We start from the raw sequence: 6,650 nt of genomic DNA on the forward strand, positions 1-6,650 counted from the left end.
TTAAATATGAGTAGTCATATTCAAATTTTTGATACGACACTAAGAGACGGTGAACAAACACCAGGAGTGAATTTTACTTTTGATGAACGCTTGCGTATTGCATTGCAATTAGAAAAATGGGGTGTAGATGTTATTGAAGCTGGATTTCCTGCTTCAAGTACAGGTAGCTTTAAATCTGTTCAAGCAATTGCACAAACATTAACAACAACGGCTGTATGTGGTTTAGCTAGATGTAAAAAATCTGACATCGATGCTGTATATGAAGCAACAAAAGATGCAGCAAAGCCGGTCGTGCATGTTTTTATAGCAACATCACCTATTCATCTTGAACATAAACTTAAAATGTCTCAAGAAGACGTTTTAGCATCTATTAAAGAACATGTCACATACGCGAAACAATTATTTGACGTTGTTCAATTTTCACCTGAAGATGCAACGCGTACTGAATTACCATTCTTAGTGAAATGTGTACAAACTGCCGTTGACGCTGGAGCTACAGTTATTAATATTCCTGATACAGTCGGCTACAGTTACCATGATGAATATGCACATATTTTCAAAACCTTAACAGAATCTGTAACATCTTCAAATGAAATTATTTATAGTGCTCATTGCCATGACGATTTAGGAATGGCTGTTTCAAATAGTTTAGCTGCAATTGAAGGCGGTGCGAGACGAATTGAAGGCACTGTAAATGGTATTGGTGAACGAGCAGGTAATGCAGCACTTGAAGAAGTCGCGCTTGCACTATACGTTCGAAATGATCATTATGGTGCTCAAACTGCCCTTAATCTCGAAGAAACTAAAAAAACATCGGATTTAATTTCAAGATATGCAGGTATTCGAGTGCCTAGAAATAAAGCAATTGTTGGCCAAAATGCATTTAGTCATGAATCAGGTATTCACCAAGATGGCGTATTAAAACATCGTGAAACATATGAAATTATGACACCTCAACTTGTTGGTGTAAGCACGACTGAACTTCCATTAGGAAAATTATCTGGTAAACACGCCTTCTCAGAGAAGTTAAAAGCATTAGGTTATGACATTGATAAAGAAGCACAAATAGATTTATTTAAACAATTCAAGGCCATTGCGGACAAAAAGAAATCTGTTTCAGATAGAGATATTCATGCGATTATTCAAGGTTCTGAGCATGAGCATCAAGCACTTTATAAATTGGAAACACTACAACTACAATATGTCTCTAGCGGCCTTCAAAGTGCTGTTGTTGTTGTTAAAGATAAAGAGGGCCATATTTACCAGGATTCAAGTATTGGTACTGGTTCAATCGTAGCAATTTACAATGCAGTTGATCGTATTTTCCAAAAAGAAACAGAATTAATTGATTATCGTATTAATTCTGTCACTGAAGGTACTGATGCCCAAGCAGAAGTACATGTAAATTTATTGATTGAAGGTAAGACTGTCAATGGCTTTGGTATTGATCATGATATTTTACAAGCCTCATGTAAGGCATACGTAGAAGCACATGCTAAATTTGCAGCTGAAAATGTTGAAAAGGTAGGTAATTAATTATGACTTATAACATTGTTGCCCTACCTGGTGATGGAATCGGTCCAGAAATTTTGAACGGATCTCTATCCTTGCTTGAAATTATAAGTAATAAATATAACTTTAATTATCAAATAGAGCACCACGAATTTGGTGGTGCCTCTATTGATACATTCGGCGAGCCTTTAACTGAGAAAACCTTAAATGCGTGTAAAAGAGCAGATGCTATTTTACTGGGTGCAATCGGTGGACCTAAATGGACAGATCCTAACAATCGACCAGAACAAGGATTATTAAAATTACGTAAATCATTAAATTTATTTGCAAATATACGCCCCACTACCGTTGTCAAAGGCGCTAGTTCTTTATCACCTTTAAAGGAAGAATGCGTTGAAGGCACAGATTTAGTTATAGTCCGTGAATTGACAAGTGGTATTTATTTCGGAGAACCTAGACATTTTAATAATCACGAGGCCTTAGATTCTCTTACTTATACAAGAGAAGAAATAGAACGCATTGTTCACGTAGCATTTAAATTGGCTGCTTCAAGACGAGGAAAACTAACATCTGTTGATAAAGAAAACGTTTTAGCTTCTAGTAAATTGTGGCGAAAAGTCGTAAATGAAGTGAGTCAATTATATCCAGAAGTAACAGTAAATCACTTACTTGTTGATGCTTGTAGTATGCATTTAATCACAAACCCGAAACAATTTGACGTCATCGTATGCGAAAACTTATTTGGCGATATTTTAAGTGATGAAGCTTCAGTAATTCCTGGTTCACTTGGACTATCACCTTCTGCTAGTTTTAGTAACGATGGTCCAAGATTGTATGAGCCTATTCATGGATCAGCACCAGATATTGCAGGTAAAAACGTTGCCAATCCATTTGGAATGATTCTATCTTTAGCGATGTGTTTACGTGAAAGCTTAAATCAACCAGATGCTGCAGATGAATTAGAACAACATATTTATAACATGATAGAACATGGGCAAACGACAGCAGATTTAGGCGGCAAACTGAATACTACTGATATTTTCGAAATTCTATCTCAAAAATTGAATCACTAAGGGGGAGATGTAAATGGGTCAAACATTATTTGACAAGGTATGGAACAGACATGTGTTATACGGGAAATTGGGCGAACCGCAACTATTATACATTGATTTACACCTTATACATGAAGTTACTTCTCCTCAAGCATTTGAAGGACTTAGGCTTCAAAACAGAAAATTAAGACGCCCAGATTTAACATTTGCAACACTCGATCACAATGTTCCTACTATTGATATTTTCAATATTAAAGATGAAATTGCAAACAAACAAATCACAACATTACAAAAAAACGCCATAGATTTTGGGGTGCATATTTTTGATATGGGCTCTGATGAACAAGGTATTGTTCACATGGTAGGACCTGAGACAGGACTTACACAGCCCGGCAAAACAATCGTTTGTGGTGACTCTCACACAGCAACACATGGAGCATTTGGTGCTATTGCATTTGGAATTGGAACAAGTGAAGTTGAACATGTTTTCGCAACTCAAACGCTATGGCAAACAAAACCCAAAAACTTAAAAATCGATATTAATGGTACCTTACCAACAGGCGTCTATGCTAAGGACATTATTCTGCATTTAATTAAAACGTATGGTGTTGATTTTGGTACAGGCTATGCTTTGGAATTTACTGGCGAAACAATTAAAAACCTTTCAATGGACGGTCGAATGACTATTTGTAACATGGCTATCGAAGGTGGTGCCAAATACGGCATAATCCAACCTGATGATATAACATTTGAATATGTTAAAGGGAGACCATTTGCCGATAACTTCGCTAAATCAGTTGATAAGTGGCGTGAGCTATATTCTGATGACGACGCGATATTTGATCGTGTAATTGAACTTGATGTTTCAACATTAGAACCACAAGTGACATGGGGAACTAATCCTGAAATGGGTGTTAATTTCAGTGAACCATTCCCTGAAATCAGTGATATCAACGATCAACGTGCGTATGATTATATGGGATTAGAACCAGGACAAAAAGCTGAAGATATCGACTTAGGATATGTTTTCCTAGGTTCATGTACAAATGCTAGACTTTCAGATTTGATTGAAGCTAGTCATATTGTTAAAGGAAATAAAGTTCACCCAAATATTACAGCTATTGTCGTACCAGGTTCTCGTACAGTAAAAAAAGAAGCTGAAAAATTAGGTCTAGATACTATCTTTAAAAATGCAGGTTTTGAATGGCGTGAGCCAGGATGTTCAATGTGTTTAGGTATGAATCCTGACCAAGTACCAGATGGTGTACATTGTGCTTCTACAAGTAATCGAAACTTTGAAGGACGACAAGGTAAAGGTGCAAGAACACATTTAGTATCCCCTGCTATGGCAGCAGCTGCAGCTATACACGGTAAATTTGTGGATGTGAGAAAGGTGGTTGTTTAAATGGCAGCAATCAAACCTATTACAACATATAAAGGTAAAATCGTCCCACTTTTCAATGACAATATTGATACAGACCAAATTATTCCTAAAGTTCATTTAAAACGTATTTCAAAAAGCGGATTTGGTCCATTCGCTTTTGATGAATGGCGGTACTTACCTGATGGTTCAGATAATCCTGATTTCAATCCAAATAAGCCTCAATATAAAGGTGCATCCATATTAATTACTGGTGATAATTTTGGATGTGGTTCAAGTCGCGAACATGCTGCTTGGGCACTTAAGGACTACGGATTCCACATTATCATCGCAGGAAGTTTCAGTGACATTTTTTATATGAATTGTACCAAAAATGCGATGTTACCCATTGTTTTAGAAAAAAGTGCACGTGAACATCTTGCTCAATATGTAGAAATTGAGGTCGATTTACCAAATCAAACTGTGTCATCACCAGATAAAAGTTTTCATTTTGATATCGATGAAACATGGAAAAATAAACTTGTAAATGGCTTAGATGACATTGCAATCACCCTACAATATGAATCATTAATAGAAAAATATGAAAAATCACTTTAAGGGAGTTGAATATTATGACAGTCAAAACTACTGTTTCTACACAAGATATTGATGAAGCATTTTTAAGGCTTAAAGATATTGTCAAAGAAACACCTTTACAATTAGACCATTACTTATCTCAAAAGTATGATTGTAAAGTTTATTTAAAACGAGAAGATTTACAGTGGGTACGTTCTTTTAAATTAAGAGGTGCTTACAACGCTATTTCTGTTTTATCAGATGAAGCTAAAAGTAAAGGTATTACATGTGCGAGTGCAGGTAATCATGCTCAAGGTGTTGCCTATACAGCTAAAAAACTTAATTTAAACGCTGTTATCTTTATGCCAGTCACTACACCTTTACAAAAGGTAAATCAAGTAAAGTTCTTTGGAAATAGTAACGTTGAAGTTGTACTCACTGGTGATACATTTGATCACTGTTTAGCTGAAGCTTTAACTTATACAAGTGAACATCAAATGAACTTTATAGATCCATTCAATAATGTTCATACAATTTCTGGACAAGGTACGCTTGCTAAAGAAATGCTAGAACAAGCAAAGTCTGACAATGTTAACTTTGATTATCTATTTGCCGCAATTGGTGGTGGTGGTTTAATTTCAGGTATTAGTACCTATTTTAAATCCTATTCTCCCAACACAAAAATTATCGGAGTTGAACCTTCAGGTGCTAGTAGTATGTATGAATCTGTTGTCGTAAATAATCAGGTTATCACATTACCTAATATCGATAAATTTGTCGATGGAGCTTCTGTAGCCAGAGTTGGCGATATTACTTTTGAAATTGCCAAAAAAAATGTAGATAACTACGTACAAGTAGATGAAGGTGCTGTATGTTCAACAATTTTGGATATGTATTCAAAACAAGCAATAGTAGCAGAACCCGCTGGCGCTTTAAGTGTAAGTGCGCTTGAAAACTATAAAGATCATATTAAAGGTAAAACAGTGGTTTGTGTCATTAGTGGTGGTAATAATGATATTAATCGAATGAAAGAAATTGAAGAACGTTCATTACTATACGAAGAAATGAAGCATTACTTTATCTTAAATTTCCCTCAACGTCCAGGTGCATTGAGAGAATTTGTAAATGACGTATTAGGACCTCAAGACGACATTACTAAATTTGAATACTTAAAAAAATCTTCTCAAAATACAGGTACTGTCATTATTGGTATTCAACTTAAAGATCATAATGATTTAATACAACTCAAACAACGTGTAAATCATTTCGATCCTTCCAATATTTATATTAATGAAAATAAGATGTTATATTCATTGTTAATTTAACACGTAGTAAGAAAAGCAGTCATAAATTGATTTCTAATTGAAATCATCTTATGACTGCTTTTTATTATGCTTTACATTATTGAGGTTGCACGCTTTGTATACCATCGTATATTTCTTTGAGCCTAAAGTCTTCTTCATTCCCCACCCCATTATTTATATTTTGAATGGCAGTTGAAATTACTTTGTCATAAATAGCCTTCTCACTTTCTGGTAAATTATGTCGTGGTATACTCATCAAAGCATATGCTTTTTGTTTATCTTCAATATTTTCTATACGCTTCTTCTTATTATTAAAATTCTCATTAGCTTCACTACCATTATTATTAATATTATGCGTGTTTTCTTTTTCATGTTTGTTTTCTTGCATATGATTCGGGATTTCTGACTTATTTTCAGCATCTGTAGGAAAATATATTTTATAAGCAAAAAATCCACACACAATCAATGAGCATACAAATAAAAAAGTTAACATCGTACCAATAAATATTTTCAAATCCGTTCTCCTTTCAACCATTCATTCTTACATGTATATTTAGTATTAAAAAATCCTTATAGTCTCAACTTGCCTGGCAACGTTCTACTCTAGTGGAACGTAAGTTGGCTACCTTCGTCGCTAAGAACCTTTCTTGTCTTGTGACAATCGCTTGCTTCTTTCCTCTTCTTCGGCTCTCGCTTACTCATTTAGCTCTACTAAACTCGTTACGCTCTTTTCTTGTTTCGTCAGATTCAAACGTTTTCACTTCGCCAAGCCATTTTTCTTTGTGTTAATTTTTACTTTGACATTTTAGACGTAAAAAAAGAGACCTTGCGGTCTCAACTTGCCTG

The 6,650-nt window shown here is 35.0% G+C and carries 6 protein-coding genes; 5 read left to right on the forward strand and 1 reads right to left on the reverse strand.

The annotated features are described in order from the left end of the window. The first annotated feature begins 6 nt into the window (after positions 1-6). Genes HMPREF2658_RS07240 through ilvA form a run of 5 tightly spaced genes read left to right on the forward strand, consistent with a single transcriptional unit; the run spans position 7 to position 5,825 of the window. Entirely contained in the window at positions 7-1,536 is a 1,530-nt protein-coding gene (locus HMPREF2658_RS07240; RefSeq protein ID WP_000094576.1) for a 2-isopropylmalate synthase, read from the forward strand. 2 nt (positions 1,537-1,538) lie between these two features. Then, positions 1,539-2,585 (forward strand): 3-isopropylmalate dehydrogenase, encoded by a 1,047-nt coding sequence (gene leuB, locus HMPREF2658_RS07245; RefSeq protein ID WP_000221939.1) that lies wholly within the window; start codon positions 1,539-1,541, stop codon positions 2,583-2,585. Positions 2,586-2,598: 13 nt separating this feature from the next. Beyond that, the gene (gene leuC, locus HMPREF2658_RS07250; protein ID WP_000531827.1) at positions 2,599-3,969 is read left to right on the forward strand and encodes a 3-isopropylmalate dehydratase large subunit; all 1,371 of its coding nucleotides are present in this window, start codon (positions 2,599-2,601) and stop codon (positions 3,967-3,969) included. Continuing rightward, on the forward strand, positions 3,970-4,542 hold the full coding sequence (leuD, locus tag HMPREF2658_RS07255; RefSeq protein WP_000718956.1) for a 3-isopropylmalate dehydratase small subunit: 573 nt from the start codon (positions 3,970-3,972) through the stop codon (positions 4,540-4,542). Between the two features lie 14 nt (positions 4,543-4,556). Further along, the gene (ilvA, locus tag HMPREF2658_RS07260) at positions 4,557-5,825 is read left to right on the forward strand and encodes a threonine ammonia-lyase IlvA (protein WP_000216864.1); all 1,269 of its coding nucleotides are present in this window, start codon (positions 4,557-4,559) and stop codon (positions 5,823-5,825) included. 76 nt (positions 5,826-5,901) lie between these two features. Here the strand turns inward: ilvA and HMPREF2658_RS07265 are convergent, their stop codons facing one another. Beyond that, positions 5,902-6,318: a hypothetical protein gene (locus tag HMPREF2658_RS07265; RefSeq protein ID WP_000688535.1), complete on the reverse strand. Its 417-nt coding sequence runs from the start codon at positions 6,316-6,318 to the stop codon at positions 5,902-5,904. Between the last annotated feature and the right edge of the window lie 332 nt (positions 6,319-6,650).

Source organism: Staphylococcus sp. HMSC062H10 (assembly GCF_001836945.1).
In the GTDB taxonomy this organism is placed as follows: Bacteria; Bacillota; Bacilli; order Staphylococcales; family Staphylococcaceae; genus Staphylococcus; species Staphylococcus aureus.

Excerpts from the sequence above, each read along its gene's own strand:
- ilvA (WP_000216864.1), top strand. The coding sequence starts at position 4,557 with ATGACAGTCAAAACTACTGTTTCTACACAAGATATTGATGAAGCATTT.
- leuB (WP_000221939.1), top strand. The coding sequence starts at position 1,539 with ATGACTTATAACATTGTTGCCCTACCTGGTGATGGAATCGGTCCAGAA.
- leuC (WP_000531827.1), top strand. The coding sequence starts at position 2,599 with ATGGGTCAAACATTATTTGACAAGGTATGGAACAGACATGTGTTATAC.
- HMPREF2658_RS07240 (WP_000094576.1), top strand. The coding sequence starts at position 7 with ATGAGTAGTCATATTCAAATTTTTGATACGACACTAAGAGACGGTGAA.
- leuD (WP_000718956.1), top strand. The coding sequence starts at position 3,970 with ATGGCAGCAATCAAACCTATTACAACATATAAAGGTAAAATCGTCCCA.